The 14,418-nt window shown below is 51.2% G+C and carries 17 protein-coding genes and 1 pseudogene; 10 read left to right on the top strand and 8 right to left on the bottom strand.

The window, feature by feature from the left end; all coding sequences use genetic code 11:
- Window positions 1-227: 227 nt before the first annotated feature.
- Window positions 228-1,049, bottom strand: coding sequence for an IS5 family transposase (locus tag C472_RS16630; protein ID WP_006630756.1), 822 nt, complete (start codon window positions 1,047-1,049; stop codon window positions 228-230).
- Window positions 1,050-1,106: 57 nt separating this feature from the next.
- Between C472_RS16630 and C472_RS15265 the strand changes: the two genes are divergently transcribed.
- Complete coding sequence (locus tag C472_RS15265) at window positions 1,107-2,219, top strand: ATP-binding protein (RefSeq protein ID WP_082238294.1); 1,113 nt, start codon at window positions 1,107-1,109, stop codon at window positions 2,217-2,219.
- 210 nt (window positions 2,220-2,429) lie between these two features.
- Here the strand turns inward: C472_RS15265 and C472_RS15270 are convergent, their stop codons facing one another.
- Complete coding sequence (locus tag C472_RS15270; RefSeq protein WP_394295126.1) at window positions 2,430-3,788, bottom strand: Cdc6/Cdc18 family protein; 1,359 nt, start codon at window positions 3,786-3,788, stop codon at window positions 2,430-2,432.
- 666 nt (window positions 3,789-4,454) lie between these two features.
- On the opposite strand from C472_RS15270, the pseudogene C472_RS18150 reads away from it, so the two are divergent.
- The 4 genes and pseudogenes from C472_RS18150 to C472_RS15295 form a co-directional block, all read left to right on the top strand.
- Window positions 4,455-4,848, top strand: a pseudogene (locus tag C472_RS18150) (cell division control protein Cdc6); the annotation flags it as partial.
- 614 nt (window positions 4,849-5,462) lie between these two features.
- The gene (locus tag C472_RS15285; protein ID WP_049906807.1) at window positions 5,463-5,747 is read left to right on the top strand and encodes a hypothetical protein; all 285 of its coding nucleotides are present in this window, start codon (window positions 5,463-5,465) and stop codon (window positions 5,745-5,747) included.
- A gap of 276 nt (window positions 5,748-6,023) precedes the next feature.
- Window positions 6,024-6,719 (top strand): nucleotidyltransferase domain-containing protein, encoded by a 696-nt coding sequence (locus C472_RS15290; RefSeq protein WP_006630761.1) that lies wholly within the window; start codon window positions 6,024-6,026, stop codon window positions 6,717-6,719.
- A gap of 380 nt (window positions 6,720-7,099) precedes the next feature.
- Complete coding sequence (locus C472_RS15295; RefSeq protein ID WP_049906808.1) at window positions 7,100-7,531, top strand: TRAM domain-containing protein; 432 nt, start codon at window positions 7,100-7,102, stop codon at window positions 7,529-7,531.
- Between the two features lie 64 nt (window positions 7,532-7,595).
- On the opposite strand, the gene C472_RS15300 is transcribed toward C472_RS15295, so the two are convergent.
- The 4 genes from C472_RS15300 to C472_RS15305 form a co-directional block, all read right to left on the bottom strand.
- Window positions 7,596-7,943: a DUF6788 family protein gene (locus tag C472_RS15300; RefSeq protein ID WP_006630763.1), complete on the bottom strand. Its 348-nt coding sequence runs from the start codon at window positions 7,941-7,943 to the stop codon at window positions 7,596-7,598.
- 87 nt (window positions 7,944-8,030) lie between these two features.
- Window positions 8,031-8,186 (bottom strand): DUF7129 domain-containing putative zinc-binding protein, encoded by a 156-nt coding sequence (locus tag C472_RS18210; protein WP_006630764.1) that lies wholly within the window; start codon window positions 8,184-8,186, stop codon window positions 8,031-8,033.
- A complete protein-coding gene (locus C472_RS18215) occupies window positions 8,179-8,343 on the bottom strand; it encodes a DUF7837 family putative zinc-binding protein (protein ID WP_006630765.1) in 165 nt (54 codons plus the stop codon). The genes C472_RS18210 and C472_RS18215 overlap by 8 nt, the downstream gene beginning before the upstream one ends.
- A 241-nt stretch (window positions 8,344-8,584) precedes the next feature.
- Window positions 8,585-9,757, bottom strand: a complete 1,173-nt coding sequence (locus C472_RS15305; RefSeq protein WP_006630766.1) for a tubulin/FtsZ family protein — start codon at window positions 9,755-9,757, stop codon at window positions 8,585-8,587.
- Between the two features lie 123 nt (window positions 9,758-9,880).
- On the opposite strand from C472_RS15305, the gene C472_RS15310 reads away from it, so the two are divergent.
- Window positions 9,881-10,081 carry a hypothetical protein gene (locus tag C472_RS15310; protein ID WP_006630767.1) on the top strand — a complete coding sequence of 67 codons (201 nt, stop codon included), beginning with the start codon at window positions 9,881-9,883 and terminating at the stop codon, window positions 10,079-10,081.
- A gap of 138 nt (window positions 10,082-10,219) precedes the next feature.
- On the opposite strand, the gene C472_RS17150 is transcribed toward C472_RS15310, so the two are convergent.
- Both C472_RS17150 and C472_RS16635 read right to left on the bottom strand, forming a co-directional pair.
- Window positions 10,220-10,729: a hypothetical protein gene (locus C472_RS17150; RefSeq protein ID WP_152420666.1), complete on the bottom strand. Its 510-nt coding sequence runs from the start codon at window positions 10,727-10,729 to the stop codon at window positions 10,220-10,222.
- A gap of 150 nt (window positions 10,730-10,879) precedes the next feature.
- On the bottom strand, window positions 10,880-11,701 hold the full coding sequence (locus C472_RS16635; protein WP_006630768.1) for an IS5 family transposase: 822 nt from the start codon (window positions 11,699-11,701) through the stop codon (window positions 10,880-10,882).
- Between the two features lie 344 nt (window positions 11,702-12,045).
- Between C472_RS16635 and C472_RS17155 the strand changes: the two genes are divergently transcribed.
- From C472_RS17155 to C472_RS15320, 4 genes are all read left to right on the top strand, one after another.
- Window positions 12,046-12,963, top strand: coding sequence for a hypothetical protein (locus C472_RS17155; RefSeq protein ID WP_152420667.1), 918 nt, complete (start codon window positions 12,046-12,048; stop codon window positions 12,961-12,963).
- A 280-nt stretch (window positions 12,964-13,243) separates the two neighbouring features.
- The gene (locus C472_RS18155; RefSeq protein ID WP_152420668.1) at window positions 13,244-13,372 is read left to right on the top strand and encodes an HAD-IA family hydrolase; all 129 of its coding nucleotides are present in this window, start codon (window positions 13,244-13,246) and stop codon (window positions 13,370-13,372) included.
- Window positions 13,373-13,681: 309 nt separating this feature from the next.
- Window positions 13,682-13,915, top strand: a complete 234-nt coding sequence (locus C472_RS15315) for a hypothetical protein (RefSeq protein WP_049906810.1) — start codon at window positions 13,682-13,684, stop codon at window positions 13,913-13,915.
- 154 nt (window positions 13,916-14,069) lie between these two features.
- Window positions 14,070-14,351 (top strand): helix-turn-helix transcriptional regulator, encoded by a 282-nt coding sequence (locus C472_RS15320; RefSeq protein WP_006630770.1) that lies wholly within the window; start codon window positions 14,070-14,072, stop codon window positions 14,349-14,351.
- Window positions 14,352-14,418 lie beyond the last annotated feature (67 nt).

Consider the following 14,418-nt stretch of genomic DNA (forward strand, 5'->3'; position numbering starts at 1 on the left):
AAGTGTTCCGAAAACCGGGGAAAGAAGCACTCAAAACCATCCTCGAAACTGCGCTATGACTCACCAACAATCTCCGCCACAAGAGCGTTTTGTACTGATCGGACCAGATAAACTGTATAATATTTCGTTTCCAACGTACTTGTGTTAACCGATTTGTGAGTTTCCTGTATTGACCGATCCATACTTCAATTGTATTGAGCGATCCGTGGTTCACCTGTATTGACCGCTCAGAGTGATCGGTCTACATTATGAATGAGACAGGCGATGGTGAGTTCACGGAACTGCTTCCACCACCGCCGTGACCGGACAAACGCACCATACTTTCGCTTGAGTGTTGAGTTCACAGTCTCGGATTGACTCCGTTGTCCGTAGAGATCAGCGTCTAAGCGTGCGTTCCATGCCTTGTGAAGTGATGTGAACTCACGATGCTTAATCAGTGGCCGAACCTCGTGTTGCCGGGCGAGCCGTCTGATTTTCTGATCGTCGTAGCCTTTGTCTCCGAGGAGAATATTGATACGCTCGGGGTTGCGCTTGATCAACGACGGAGCGATCTGGCTATCGTGTTTTCGAGTCGTCGTCACGTGTAGATCGAGAATTGCGTTCACCTTTGCATCGACCAGCAACGTCACCTTGAGCTGCTGAATCGTGAGTTCAGCACGTTTCGTGTAGTGTTTCGAGGCGTGACTACGGTCGAACCCCGACGCATCAACACCAACAACTCCGCTTGTCGGAAGTAACGTCGCTGAGAGAGTCAAAATGATACGCCACACAGCCATATCAAGCCGGTTGAACGCCTTACACAGCGTTGAAGCAGTAGGAAGCTCGGTTAGCCCGAGAACACGACGGATGCGTGGCATCTCGATCATTTCGTCAAGTAGGCCACGGTAGGTCGTGTTCTTCCGCACTTTGAGACAGAGCAAAACAACGTGCTGCGGGAGTGTATAGCGGTGTTTGGAGAACTTCGAGGAGTATCGAGAAACTGCTCGGCGGGCCAGATGGATCGCCTTCTCAGTAAACCGGAGAATCTGCGACTTCGGGAGGGGCTTCATCTCGTCGGATTATATGGTGAACATGTAACTCTCTGAGGATTTCAACAGAGCCCTCATATTCTATTAGTAGGTGATCCGGGGGTCGGGTTGAGTCGGATTCTCCGTTCTGCAGCACGAGTCTCTCCACGGTCGACGTATAGCAACGGGGCCGAAACGTCGAGAGCAGGGGTAACGGCGGCTGCGGCTCGGACAGGTGGACAGGATGGTCCGTGGGAGTTGAAGGCGGGGGCACTCCCGATCGCTGACCGCGGCCTTGCAGTAATTGACAACCTCGATGACCTCGACAACGACGTGATGGGTGCGCTCACTGAGCCGATGGAACAGCAGCAAATCACGATTTCGAAGGCATCTATCCATGAATCCGTCAACACTCGAGTGGGAGTACTCGCCGCCGGCTCTCCCAAGTACGGTAGGTTCGACCAATATGAGCCGATCGGGGACCAACTGGACGTGGATAACCAGTCACTCACGCTCTTTGACCTCGTATTCACGGTCACCGACAATCCCAACCCGGAGACAGATAAGCGCACTGCGGACCACGTACTGGACATCAACCAGGTGGGAGAATTACGAGAGGTGGGTGCAGATCCTGACCCAGCTGAGTCCGTTGATGCACCGGTAGAGACTCAGATCATCCAGAAACATATCGCAACCGCTCGTCATCTCCATCCAGTGCTAACAGACGAAGCGAAAGACCACATCACGGAGTTCTACGTTGATCTTCGCTCGAAGGGAGCCGACGAGGATGCCCCAGTACCAGTTACAGCCCGAAAATTGGAGGCACTGGTACGTCTCTCAGAAGCGAGCGCCCGAATACGACTCTCAGAGACGGTCGAGGGCGAGGATGCGGAGCGGGCGACGGAGATTGTCGAGTCGTGTCTCAAAGACATCGGCATTGATCCCGACACGGGGCAGTTCGATGCTGACGTAGTTGAGACGGGTTCTGCCGAGAGTCAGCGCGAACAGATCAAGAACATCACAAGCCTCATCGCAGATATTGAACAGGAGTACGAGGAGGGCGCTCCCGTCGATGATGTGCTAGATCGTGCAGGCGAGATCGGAATGGATCCCGGGAAAGCCGAAGTTGAGATCGAGAAACTCCGCACGAAGGGCAAAGTGTATGAACCAAAGCAAGGTCACCTGCGGACCAGTGACTACGGAACCCGCTAGTCTCCTACTCTCGCTGTTCCAATGGTGCCGGCTCTGATTACTCCCTTACCTATTCTAGATACATCTTCCACTTCCCCTCCGTCGATCGCCAGCTCTCCCTCCATGTAGATTCCTTCGGTCAACTGGCTCTTTTGAACCTTATTCTTCATATATATTTTGGCTGAAAAATTGGTTGATGAAAAGTGCGAATTGGCTGTGCGGACCGGACTACTAATCTCGCAACCGCCTCTTCACGACCTCACCAAGTTCTTTCGCTGGAATCTCTTGAAGCCGCTCGTCTTCGCCCAATGTATCTAGAACAGCCCCTACGGGCTCGGTGAACTTGAAAACCAAGTGGACACCCGATTTGAATCCACCACTAGACCGTTCGCTTTCCAGAACACCGTATGTTCCGGCCTTGTTGATGTGGCTGTTGACTGTTTCTTGTGTGTATATCTCCATGTCGCTTCCCTCACAGAGAATTTTGTAGATGTCGTACACCATAGGACTCGGAGCCGCTCCCTCATTCTCTTTCGCGACAAGTGCGGCAGCGTACAGAGACAGCTTCTTTTGGACAGACATCCCACCAACGATCTCGAGGACCCGATTCTTCACGACAGAATCGTTTGCCGATCTGACGTGGTCCTGCGTCACCACCGGGTCGCCCGCCCGATTCGCGATCTCTCCAGCATCCCGGAGCAGATCGATCGCGCGACGTGCGTCACCTTCGTTTTGAGCACCGTACGCAGCCACGATCTCGATGACCCCGTCTTCGAGGGCGTCGTCTTTAAACGCATCTCGACGTCGTTCGAGAATTTCGATGAGCTCGTTGGCATCGTAATCTGAGAAATGTATTCCGTTCGGATTGTAGGAGCTGTCAGTCCGGCTGTCCAGATTCTCGCGAAACTTCGGGTAGTTAGTGACAACCACCGTTGACAGCTGCGTATCAACATGCTGTTCCGACATGACTCGGCTCAAACTATAGAGCAGTCGAGAGTACGCCGGTTCGTCTGCGCCCGTACTGCCGGTCAGCGCGTCGATCTCGTCGAGGATGAATACGATCGAGTCGAAGTGATCGTCGACGATCTCATAGAGCCGGGTGTATTTCATATCGGTCGAGACACCCGACCGAGGGACATCCCAAACCACGCCCGCTTTCCGTGCCGTCTGGTGGCCTAGCTTCCACACAGCACGGTCGAGCGTGTGGGATTCCATCGTTTTGAAATTGACTGCCACGAAGTCGAACTCAATACCGCTCTCCTGAGCGCGTTCTTTGACTTTGTTCGCGACAGCTTTCACCGTCAGCGTCTTGCCCGTTCCACTGGGACCGTACAAAAGTAGATCCGGCGGTCGCTCACCATCGAGAGTGTCCCGAAACGCCCGAGCTTCGGCAGCAAGTTGCTCGTCCCGGCCGTAGATCCGATCCTGATCGACGATCGTGCTCGAGTCCACAAGGTCCTTGTTTTCAAAAACAGTCTGTACATCGCCATCGAGGATGCTATCCACGACAGATGCTCCGGACTCTTGTGACCCACCAGACTCGGTATCTGGTTGCCCCGAGTCGGTTTCGTCGCCTTCCATAGTGTTCATTGTGATCTAACCCCTAATAACCTTTGTCGAAATGAAGGGGGTAGCGTCGATATGAACACCCCTCCGTCGAAATGAATTCACCGCCTCTTTCATATCATCACACACCAACTTCGAAATGAAGACCCCTCCATCGATATGAAATCTCAGACACCAAGACAGACACCCCTTCTTCGAAATGAAATCCCACCCCGGAGTCCTGGCCGTGGTAGATCTTCTTCGAAGTGAGCACCCCTCACTCGATATGAAACCATCTAGCCCGGAAATCGGCCTCATCCACACACCCCATCATCGAAATGAAATACAAAATCACTGTGTGCGAGCCAGCCCATGAGATTTTATCGTGAGGAATAGCAGCAGGTTCTTCGAGATGAAATGCTTGAACAAAACACGAATACTGCCGTATTAGACCGTACAAATTAGATTTAGAGCAATTTTCTCAGTGGAAGAACCAATTTCATATCGAAGACGGTGTGTGAGAGTTATCTTACTACTACGTCAATCTCCGATTTCATATCGAATATGGGGTGTGAGAGCTATCGATATCGTCTCCTGTTGTCCGTTTACAGTAGACATTCCGTTTGTTGACAGAGAGAATTCACTGTATGACCCAACCAATATCTCTCGATCATATTGTCGACATCGTCATCACACACGAACCAGTAACTGAAGAACCAACTCTACGAGGGTATGCAAGAACTCACGACCCAAGGGCATGCTGTTCTCTGTGGGCTTGCGTACCACCAGGCGCTCGATGAAGTTCCTGTTCAGTCCGGTGATCTCTACGAACGATACGTGAAGATCTGCGGCCGTCTCGACGTCGATAGCGTGAGTAAAACGCCGTGTCCGTGACCACCCCTTGGATATGAACATACTCGGACTGACCAACCTCTATGAACGGAACGAGGGGATCTCAGCTGGTCGGTATCATGAATACGAGCTTGATGTCCCGTTGAAAGCAGTGCTTGAGATCCTTCTCGAAACGACTCGCTTCGAAGAGCTCGTCATCCAGTCGGCAGCCGACGATAACAATCTGCTTCAGTCGGATATCTCCAACTATTGAACACAGCTTTCTGCGAGGCGAGATGAACCATACCTCGTTGCCGAAAAGCTTCGGAAACAGTGGAGGGTCTAAGTCCTCCCAGACCTCCGACGATCGCGGAAAGAGAGCGAATGCTTACTCAACAACGCGATATCTTTGCTCTGATTTGTTAGCTAAGGTCGATCGATCTTCCTACAGAAAGCTTCGGAAACGGTGGTGGGTCACAATCGTGCTCGATCATAAATCTTAGTCTCGTTAGGCTTTGTTGAAATCCTCTTTTTCAGATTCTGCCTGAAACAGCCGTTAGCTGAAGCGTGCGAATGTGTCGGTGAGAAAGACGCTATATCTCGAACGCGCCTCCACACACCGGACATTCGGCGATACCGTTTGGTGGTTCAGGGTCAACTTGTACTTCTACCTCTGCCCCGCATTCAGGGCATTCGAAAAGTTCCGTTTTCATCAAACAGTGATTCTTCTGGCTGGGACTTAAGCGTGAGTACCAGTTCTATCGGAGAGTAGTTCCCCTGTATTGACTGCAGGGGGATAGAACCTATCATCTTTTGAGGATTTCAACAGAGCCGTTTCACCGTAATTGAGTAGGAACTTTGAGGGAGATGGGAGGAGAGTGGAGAGCCATGAGCCCTACCGTCCAGGAACTTCGGAACACGATTCGAGTAGCGACAGGTCGTTTTGAACGGGAGGTCAAGGCGTCGTTCACGAAGGAGGAGCTACAAGCGATTTGTGAGCTACTTGGAACCGATGTCGACGACACGGGGCGACCATCAACATCGCAAATGCGCCGGCTCATCCGTTCGCACGTCGATATCGCTGAGTCGATGGAGGCGGCCGACGATTCTACTTTCCGGAAGTCAGATCTCCAAGCGATTGCTGACGAAGTCGAAGCATCGTTCGAACCGTAGCCACCAGTCGCCCATCAATCTGGCTGCTGCGGTTTCCGACCGGACTCCCCGAGCGAGGTCGCTTTCTCCTGACCAACTCCGCGGTGTATCTCGCACGACTCTCAGAACACCATTCCAATCTGGTGGAACCCTCGGCGGTCACTATGTACTCTTCAGTGACCGGCTGTTTCCGAATAGTTTGTGTCCGAAGAACATGATTTCAACAAGCCGGTTATACTTAAGTACAGCCCGCATTTCTATATAAAGTTCATATAGTAGTGAGCCGTAACATGGCACATGAGCTATGAGACGGAATCGAGCCCCACACAGGTTGTGTCCATATCCGTTCCATTACCCGTTACAGACGCGGATCTATTCAAAAGCAAGGCAACGAACGACATCTTGCTATTTTTAACGAACCACCGATTCAAACAGTTCTCACAGCGCGAGGTGGCTGACCAGATTGACCATTCCCAACAGACGGTTCGGAGAGCGGTCAACACCCTCGTCGAGAACGGATTAGTGGTTGAATCGCCCGAGGGCAATCAACGGCTCGTTCAGATCAACCGAGAGCGACTTGCTGTGCCGGACGACCCGCTCCTCCGAATCCCGCAACCAGAGTACCACAAGCCCGTGAAGGCCGCCGTCGACGAGCTCACTGGCCGTCTCAACGGTGTCATCGGGATCGTCCTGTACGGAAGCGTGGCGCGTGGCGAAGCCGATCGGCGCAGCGACATCGACCTCTGGGTACTCACGACGAACGAACGAGCCCCAAACCAACGGGAGGCGAACGCTGTTGGTCGCGACCTCGAAGACGCCGAGTTCGACGGCAACAGGTATGCTTACGACATCGACGTTGAAGCGATCCAAGCGATTCCCACGTATACCGACGACATCCGGGAAATTGTCGTTTCAGGAATCCCGATCTACAGCACTAACAAGTTTGAGACGGTCGAAAAGCTCCTTCTCGAGGAGGGTGGTAGCGATGAGTAACAGGTCTGTAAGGACCAGAATCCAGATTAGATATATCTGCTGTGTTGAATAGCGCCCTCTGGGCTATGATGGGGCGACACCTGACTTGAGATCATGTTCCTCGACTGCTCACGGGGTGGCTCAGATCTAGCCCGCCTACATAACCACCGCTATTCAACAGAGCAGATATATCTCTTTCTGAGTGTTTTATCAGGACTAAATCTCCTGAAGTTGAGTCGACATTCTGAACGTGACTTAACATTCTGCCCGCAGAACGTGACTTAACATTCTGCCCGCAGAACGTGACTTAACATTCTGCCCGCAAAGTGAGGGATAGCCGAGAACGGGTGGTGTAACACGCGGGATTTACGTACACCGCCTTCGCTACTCTACGATACTCGATGATCGAGATCTCTGATTCGCTTCGCTCTCTGTTCAGTGCTCAACTCGAAGAACGCGATGGGTCATATGTCGTGAATATCCCGGCGAGTGAAATCGAGCATGATGCGCTCGACGCTGACGAGACGTATCGTATCGCCATCCTTGCATCAGAATCCCCAACAGACGGTACGAACCAGCAAGACCAACACCAATCGACTGTTCAGGAAGCAGCTCCGACGTCGGACGGTCCTCCTGTGGATGAGGGTGAGGTCCGCGACGTGACGATCGAGACGACTGGTGATCAAGGCGATGGCATCGCGAAGGTTGAGCGGGGCTACGTCGTGATCGTCCCCGACGGACAACCCGGTGATGAGCCGACGGTCGAGATCGAGCAAGTCCAGGAGAACGTCGCGTTTGCCAGCATCGTCGAAAACGATTCACAAGCGCTGTAGCGTTGTTGTACTGGCGAGCGTCTGTTGGCCGGAGTCACCGACATCTCGACCGTCTCACTCATCCCTACTCACTTTCCGGCTTGCCGACGTACTCGGATTTCATCGTCCCGTTCTCACGATAGTAGCGATAGAGATAGGGCCCGTGCATATCCGCGGGGTTCCTGCTGGCGCACTTGCAGCTGTCGTCGCCACAGGTGACCTTCTCTTTGACGACGGTTCCTTTCTCCGAATTGTCGGACTCGTCGACGGGCTCGGCGGTCTCGGGAAGTTCGTCGGCGGCAACCGACTGGTCGCGATACCCGATCAGCGCCTCGATGTAGTTCTGTACCTCATGGAGTGTCTCTGTATCCTGTTTCGGGAGTCCTTCCGCGAGATACTTCGGTAGCGAGGCCGGTGGTGACGGCTGCTTCATACCTTATGTAACAATTGGAGGCACTTTAGCACTCGGGTGATACATAAGGTAGTGACTCCGCTCCACCAACTGTGAACTCTTCAGCGATCACTCAAGATCGTAGGCCGCAATCTCGTGAGAGCCACACTGTGGGCATTCGTCGACGCTTTTCTCTACCCTGTATCCACAGTGGCGGCATTCGTAGAGTGTTGTCGACGACGGCTCGGGTCTGACGATCTGCCGGATGATTTGTTTACTAAGCATTGGTGGGATCGACGATTTTGCCACAGCCGGGGCATTCGGCCCACACGCCCGGTTCACCGCCAGCTGTTTCATAGTGGATGATCGCCTGTCGACCGGTCACTGTCTCGCCGCAGAACGAGCAGGTGCCACGGACCGTCTCGGGATTATTAGAGGTCATTCCTCTTTTTGGGGGAGGGAGCGTGTGACACTGTTTTGGAGCTGGTCCGGTCGTCGCAGTCGAGCCAGCTCTGCTCCCTCACCTCAAATTACGCGCTCTGTGACTTATAGTTCGGGCGAGCGGAGTGAAAGTATTGCTTTGGGGGGCTTAACCGTGATTCGCGAGTGCCCCTCATAGCACAAGCTCTTGGAAGAACTTGAGAACCTCCCAGCGGAGGCAATGAAGCTAGTCAACTATAGTCTCAAAATAGCGACTCTAGTTCCCCGTCACTATCCATCAGCTTCGAGAACTTGTCCTCGCTTTCGCCGGTGATCTCACCGATATTCTGCTGTGCTTCGATCGCGACTTGCTGAAGCTCTTTCACCCGTGGGACATTCGTCACCCCGCCGAGCAGCACGAGCGCTGCGACGATCCCCTCTCCGCGGCGCGGGTAGTCACCACCGCGGACCTCCATCGATCCGGTCTGCTCTTCGAGCCACTTGCGCCCGTGCTCGATTCCCTTTCGGTTGAGATACGCTGGCGGGCCGGCGACAACAAGTAGCGCCCGCTCGGTACCGTTCACCTCACACGGTAGCGTGAGTCGGCCAAGCGTCGCCTTCCGAACGAGACTCGTGATCCGATTGGTGGCCTCTGTACTGTCGATCCCGTCATCCGACTCGCCGCGAAGCCGCGAGAGCAAGCTCTTCCGCTCTGGTTCGTCTACCGCGACGTCAGCGTAGCCGAGCGAGGAAATCCCGCCGCCTTTGAGCGTGTTGATGATCTCCGAGGAGTCAACGACACTCTCGGCGACGTCGCTTCCCTCGGCCACTTCACCCGCACTGAAGAGCACGCCGAACCGCTGGACGAGCTCCTCGTTGATCGCGTCGAACCCTTCCTCAACGGATTCGCCAGAGCTGCGCCACGCGTCGTTGTCGAACAGCATGAGGTTATCCACCTCGTCGACGAACGTTTTGAGCGATCGGGCGGCGTTCAGCGTGTAGATCCCACCCTCATCGCTGCCGGGGAGAATTCCGAGCCCGTACACGGGTTCGGTGTAGATCCATTTGAGGTTCTTGGCGATCACGGGCGCCCCACCTGATCCGGTCCCGCCACCGAGCCCTGCAACAACGAGGAACGCGTCGGTCTCGTGGATTGGTACCGAGTCAAGCGCTCCGAGGATCTCGCCGATATCTTCTTCGGCAACCTCTGCACCCAGTTCGTTATCGGCGCCCACACCGTGGCCCTTCACTCGCGACTGTCCGATCAGGATCCGGCGGTCCGTCGAGAGGTGATCCATGCCTTGAAGATCTGCTTTTGCCGTGTTGACGGCGATCGCTCCACGAACAATATCCGCACCCGTCCGTGCGTCGTAGGCCAAGAACTCGTCGACCACCTTCCCGCCCGCCTGTCCAACCCCGATCAATGCGAGTTTCATGTGAATGGCTCTGTTGAAATCCTCAAAAGGTGATAGGTTCTGCTCCCTCTGCAGTCAATACAGGGTAACCACGGATCACTCAATACAGGGAACGTATTTCCTATTGAAGTCAGTAATTGAAGTATGAACGAGGTCCGCCGTTTTGATTTGGAGAATCCGTGGGTATTCCTCTTCGCAACCATCGTTACCTGGGTCGTAGTCATTAGTACCATCCAAACGGTTCTCTTCGACGGTGAGTTGACTGGTGCGGTCATCAGAGGAACTGGCAGCGGTTTCGTTTGTGGAATTACGATGCTCTATCTTAGGAAGAAGGACTGGTTCTGACATATTCAGTCAACAAGCAGTCCTCATCGACCAGCTGTTTCAGACGAGAATGTATCTGAAGGATGGGATTTCAACAGGCCAACTCAATAAATGCCGTATCTTATTTTTAGGGAGTGAAATAAAAGATTGAGCGAGAAGTTACTCAAGATTCTCACGGTAGTCATATTCAATTCCATTTTGGACTAATATATCCTCAACATCTGATAGAGTATCTGTTTCACTCTTAGACCACGTCGGCATCAATTGAACTACTCGGATTTTTTCAGAGTCATTTTCCTGATACTGTATGATCATATGTGGGTGACCGATCTTATTTGGTTTGGATAAGATGATCTGTTGGATTGTTCCAAGCTCAATTTTAGTTTCGTCAGAGACTCCAAAATACCTATTGTAGATATATTTCCCTGATAATAATAAAACTCCCAAAAGTACACCGCTGACTAAGCCATTTACCGCGACTTCTCTGATAAATATACTAGTGTTAAAAACAATAGACAATATGAGGTAGAAAGCTGTTGCTGACAGAATTACTTGTAGTGTATAGCTATTTTTCAGGAGACGCTTAGCTCTAGTGATTTTGTTACTTTCGATCTCGATATAGCCATCATGTACCACACAATTGCCCGGAAGAATTTGGAATTGATCCATAAGCGAGAATATAACAGCCGGTTAAATAGAGAAATGTATTACCCAATGAAAATGGTTTGGATCTATGGCGCTCTTGTTTGACGTGGAAAACGACAATATATTTCACTAATACTTACGCGGTTTTTTATCTAAAGTACGCATATTGACCGCTCAGAGTGATCGATCTACGTTATGAATGAGACAGGCGATGATGAGTTCACGGAACTGCTTCCACCAGCATCGTGACCGGACAAATGCACCGTACTTCCGCTTGAGTGTTGAGTTGACACTCTCGGATTGACTCCGCTGGCCGTAGAGATCAGTGTCTAAGCGTGCGTTCCATGCTCGGTGGAGTGGCGTGAACTCACGGTGCTTAATCAGTGGCCGAATGTCGTGTTGCCGGGCAAGTCGCCTGATTTTCTGATCGTCGTACCCTCTGTCACCGAGCAGAATATCGATGGCCTCGGGATTGCGCTTAATCAAAGATGGGGCGATCTGGCTGTCATGTTTTCGTGTTGTTGTCACATGTAGGTCGATGATCGCGTTCACCTTTACATCGACCAACAGCGTCACTTTGAGCTGCTGAATCGTGAGTTCAGCTCGTTTCGTGTAGTGTTTTGAAGCGTGACTCCGGTCGAACCCTGACGCATCGACTCCAACGATTCCACTCGTGGGAAGTAGCGTCGCTGAGAGAGTCAATATGACACGCCAGACAGCCATATCAAGCCGATTGAACGCCTTACAGAGCGTTGATGGCGTAGGAAGCTCAGCTAATCCAAGAACTCGACGAATGCGTGGCATCTCGATTAATTCATCAAGCAGGCCACGATAGGTCGTGTTCTTCCGAACTTTGAGACACAGCAGAACAACGTGTTGCGGGAGTGTATAGCGTTGTTTAGAGAACTTCGAGGAGTACTGAGAGACTGCTCGACGTGCCAGATGGATCGCCTTCTCAGTAAACCGGAGAATCTGCGACTTCGGGAGGGACTTCATCTCGTCGAATTACAGGTCGAACATGTAACTCTCTGAGGATTTCAACAGAGCCTCACAGCCAGCAATATGGATGGTCTCGGGGCGTTGGGTAATGTATCTACGGAGGATAGCTGAACGGGGAGCGGGCTGTGTGTTCGCGTTTTTCGACTTTTTTGAATGAGGGAGACGGCGTTACATATTTGTGGGTTCTCAGTCAGGCTTTGAGAGATCCGCTCAGAAACTGAATATTCTTTCTTTTGTTGATTATTACTTCAGGTAGTACTATATTTATCCACTTTTTGTTTATTTAGTATAAAATCTTTGGAGAAAGGTATAAGTGAATTACCACAGTTTAGCAAACTGGGATGAGTGAAAAACCTGATTCCCGAAACGAGTTGGACAGAGTCAACAGAAGGAACGTTCTTCAAACACTTGGTGTTGGTACTATTGCGGCTATTACGGGCATCAACTCAGTCTCAGCGTCATCTGAGGAGGATAGTGCTCGAGAAGAGGCCAAGTCCTATATTCATCAGTATCAACCCACTAAGGCTGTCACAGTCCTAAATGAAGCTGGTATTCCGCACCTTCATACCGAACAATCTCCTCCAGTTTCCGAGGACCCCACTGGGAGGGAGACAAAAGAGGGTGATGGAGATGTGTCGACTGATGATTTCTTCACAAACCCAGACAGTAACAGTATTAATACCATTCTGTTCGAAACAGCTACAGATGGTGTTTGGCACCTAGCTATGACTTGGGACTTGAGCCGCAATCCAGATATTGATGGACCAGAACCCACAGATGGACTTATTTTAGCATGGGATGATAGCCACTTCAAATACGATCCAGGAACACTCGAATATGAAGTTACCCATGAGTATGAAATCTACGGAGATACTGTGATCCACACGAACGGCCATGAGTTACCCGGTGGGAAGGAGATCGACTATATTGAAGTTTCTGACGGTCCACTCATCGGTGATTACAACAATGGTATCGGCTTCCGAATTTTTGATCACGCACAAGAATCTGATGGAGCCAACTCATGGTGGCCACTGGAACAGACTGGCTTTGCAGAGATAGATATTGAACGCCAAGCCGATGGGCCCGCAAACGTTCAGACTCTATTTGAACACACCTGGTCAGTTGGGAATATATCACAATTCGATCCGATTCTTAATACCAGCATTTCGAAGGGTGCTAGTTCTGTGGATATTTCGGTTCCGTTCGAGGCCGATTCTTGGAGTGAGGGTGCAATAGAAGAGATCCCAGATAATAGCTAAAGAATTTGTATCAAAGCAAGTGGAATTCAGTTTAGATTAGTAATATACTAACAAAAAGAATTTATATTGAACTATCATACACCAGATATGGCTTCAGAGAGACAAAGATTCCTTGTAACCGTAACATTACTAGCATTTATACTACTAAACAGTCTTGGAATTGAACCTGTTCGGTGGTTCCAGCAGATATCCTTTGCCCTAGCATCCGCCGTGCTTCTTTATGTCATGTACGTGATTGTGTCACCCCTAGTAAAATGGATTAGGCCAGAGTAGTGGTTCTATGACATCAGGCCTTGAATGTCAGAAGCCCAATCCACAGAATATCCAGATCGCGGTAGAGATACTGGGTGTAGAGAACGGCTTGTATATTGGTGATCGGCAGATAGATATCACCGCAGCTGATAATTGAGGTCTCATTCTGTTAATTCTCTACATCGACCACGGGGAGGAGAGAACCTATCATCTTTTGAGGATTTCAACAAAGCCATGTGAATAGTCCACGTGTCACTACACGAGGAGGACAGATAAAGATTCGAAGAACACTGGAAAACCGGTGTGGGAGGTCCATGAATAGTGAAATCTGGTGAGAACACTGGAAAACCGGTGTGGGGGGTCCATGAATAGTGAAATCTGGTGAGAACACTGGAAAATCTGTGTGGGGAGGGAGGTCTGACGATGACCCCAATACCCTACTACCTGCGTTTCAAAGGTGCTGACAATGGCGAATTCGCGGCGGCCCATCGCGCCAGCTGAAGAAGATGTTCTCGATCATCTTGAGGTGTATCTCGAGGAGATGGGCGATACCGACTCGCTTACCCGTGAGACGGCGATCATCTACCTCGAAGATCAAGGAATCAAGCCTGCCGACGCACGCGATATTATCGAACAGTTACTCCTGAAGGGCTATCTGTATGAGGTTGGTGACGAAATTCGGATTCCACCACGCTCGTGACGAGTTGATTCGTCTGTTGTCTATTGGACTCTTCTCTCTCTTATCGCGCAGTTCACGCCTATACCAAACGCAATAGTCACCCACCAGATGGTTCGTTACTTCCGATATGCCAGAAATCGATAGTATTTCATGAATATAACTCGAAGCACGAACAATGTACGATCTCACTGGCTTTCAGCGCGACCTCCTGTATGTTATTGCCGGGCTTGAGGATCCACACGGGCTCGCGATCAAGGAGGAACTCGAAGACTACTACGAAAAAGAGATCCATCACGGTCGGCTCTATCCGAATCTCGACACACTTGTCGAGAAGGGACTCGTTGAAAAAAGTCAACGTGATCGACGGACCAACGAGTACACCACCACTCGTCGAGGGACCAGAGAGATCAAAGCGCGGGCTGAATGGGAATCTGAGTACATCGATCACGCTGCCTAACTAAAACCGCATTATCGAAACCAGGACAGATTTCGTCTCAATATGGTGGACGTGCGTTATATTATAA

It is taken from the genome of Halorubrum tebenquichense DSM 14210, from assembly GCF_000337415.1.
Taxonomy (GTDB): Archaea; Halobacteriota; Halobacteria; order Halobacteriales; family Haloferacaceae; genus Halorubrum; species Halorubrum tebenquichense.

What these genes read in the sequence shown, in the direction of transcription:
- C472_RS16630 (WP_006630756.1), bottom strand. Translation starts at nt 1,049, where the DNA reads ATGAAGCCCCTCCCGAAGTCGCAGATTCTCCGGTTTACTGAGAAGGCG.
- C472_RS15270 (WP_394295126.1), bottom strand. Translation starts at nt 3,788, where the DNA reads ATGAACACTATGGAAGGCGACGAAACCGACTCGGGGCAACCAGATACC.
- C472_RS15285 (WP_049906807.1), top strand. Translation starts at nt 5,463, where the DNA reads ATGAGCCCTACCGTCCAGGAACTTCGGAACACGATTCGAGTAGCGACA.
- C472_RS15290 (WP_006630761.1), top strand. Translation starts at nt 6,024, where the DNA reads ATGAGCTATGAGACGGAATCGAGCCCCACACAGGTTGTGTCCATATCC.
- C472_RS15295 (WP_049906808.1), top strand. Translation starts at nt 7,100, where the DNA reads ATGATCGAGATCTCTGATTCGCTTCGCTCTCTGTTCAGTGCTCAACTC.
- C472_RS15300 (WP_006630763.1), bottom strand. Translation starts at nt 7,943, where the DNA reads ATGAAGCAGCCGTCACCACCGGCCTCGCTACCGAAGTATCTCGCGGAA.
- C472_RS18210 (WP_006630764.1), bottom strand. Translation starts at nt 8,186, where the DNA reads ATGCTTAGTAAACAAATCATCCGGCAGATCGTCAGACCCGAGCCGTCG.
- C472_RS18215 (WP_006630765.1), bottom strand. Translation starts at nt 8,343, where the DNA reads ATGACCTCTAATAATCCCGAGACGGTCCGTGGCACCTGCTCGTTCTGC.
- C472_RS15305 (WP_006630766.1), bottom strand. Translation starts at nt 9,757, where the DNA reads ATGAAACTCGCATTGATCGGGGTTGGACAGGCGGGCGGGAAGGTGGTC.
- C472_RS15310 (WP_006630767.1), top strand. Translation starts at nt 9,881, where the DNA reads ATGAACGAGGTCCGCCGTTTTGATTTGGAGAATCCGTGGGTATTCCTC.
- C472_RS17150 (WP_152420666.1), bottom strand. Translation starts at nt 10,729, where the DNA reads ATGGATCAATTCCAAATTCTTCCGGGCAATTGTGTGGTACATGATGGC.
- C472_RS16635 (WP_006630768.1), bottom strand. Translation starts at nt 11,701, where the DNA reads ATGAAGTCCCTCCCGAAGTCGCAGATTCTCCGGTTTACTGAGAAGGCG.
- C472_RS17155 (WP_152420667.1), top strand. Translation starts at nt 12,046, where the DNA reads ATGAGTGAAAAACCTGATTCCCGAAACGAGTTGGACAGAGTCAACAGA.
- C472_RS18155 (WP_152420668.1), top strand. Translation starts at nt 13,244, where the DNA reads ATGACATCAGGCCTTGAATGTCAGAAGCCCAATCCACAGAATATCCAG.
- C472_RS15315 (WP_049906810.1), top strand. Translation starts at nt 13,682, where the DNA reads ATGGCGAATTCGCGGCGGCCCATCGCGCCAGCTGAAGAAGATGTTCTC.
- C472_RS15320 (WP_006630770.1), top strand. Translation starts at nt 14,070, where the DNA reads ATGTACGATCTCACTGGCTTTCAGCGCGACCTCCTGTATGTTATTGCC.